Here is an 803-nt window from a genome sequence, read left to right on the forward strand (position 1 = left end):
AGTGAAGAAGAAGCACCGGAAGAGTACGATTTGGTAGATCTGAACGAGTACGGTGAATTAGACCTGATTCAACTAGTTGAAGACGAGTTCATCCTTGGATTGCCTCAAGTAGCAATGCACGACGAAGCGGACTGTAGCGTTAACTCAAATAACTTGGTGTTTGGTGAACTTCCTGAAGAAATTGAGGAAGACAAGAAGCCGAATCCATTTGATGTTTTAAAAAAGCTTAAAGAAGTAACTGCTTCTTTAAGAATTTACATAGGAGTAGGGTCAATGGCCGTACAAAAGAGCAAGAAATCACGTTCAATGCGTGGCATGCGTCGTTCACACGATGCGCTAACTACAGCTGCACTTTCTGTAGACGCAACTTCAGGTGAAACTCACCTACGTCACAACGTGACTGCGGAAGGTTACTACCGCGGCAAAAAGGTTATCAACAAGTAAGGTTGACCTTTTAGCAAAATATAACCGTTGCGCTTGATGCAATGGGCGGGGATTTCGGTCCTCGTGTAACAGTGCCTGCCGCCGTGCAGGCACTGTCGTATTTCCCAGAGCTAAAAGTCATTCTCATAGGTGATCGAAATGCGATCACATCTCAACTATCCTCATTAGGTCGACAGCCTGATTCTCGTTTGAGTATTCAGCACTGTGACCGAGTTATTTCAAACTCAGAAAAGCCTTCTCTTGCCTTACGAAACAGTCAGGGCAGCTCTATGCGTGAAGCAATCGATCTGGTTGCGGAATCTCAAGCAGACGCATGTGTCAGCGGTGGAAATACCGGTGCATTAATGGCTTTGTCTCGT

The 803-nt window shown here is 45.5% G+C and carries 1 protein-coding gene and 2 pseudogenes; all 3 read left to right on the forward strand.

The features are described 5' to 3' along the window. A pseudogene (locus EYS00_RS20420) lies at positions 1–219 on the forward strand (YceD family protein); the annotation flags it as partial. A 54-nt stretch (positions 220–273) separates the two neighbouring features. Further along, positions 274–444: a 50S ribosomal protein L32 gene (gene rpmF, locus EYS00_RS20425; protein WP_004414666.1), complete on the forward strand. Its 171-nt coding sequence runs from the start codon at positions 274–276 to the stop codon at positions 442–444. A 41-nt stretch (positions 445–485) separates the two neighbouring features. Continuing rightward, positions 486–803 (forward strand): annotated as a pseudogene (locus tag EYS00_RS20430) (phosphate acyltransferase); the annotation flags it as partial.

The sequence above is a fragment of the Alteromonas sp. KUL49 genome (assembly GCF_006538345.1).
Lineage (GTDB): Bacteria > Pseudomonadota > Gammaproteobacteria > Enterobacterales > Alteromonadaceae > Alteromonas.

What these genes read in the sequence shown, in the direction of transcription:
- rpmF (WP_004414666.1), top strand. Translation starts at nt 274, where the DNA reads ATGGCCGTACAAAAGAGCAAGAAATCACGTTCAATGCGTGGCATGCGT.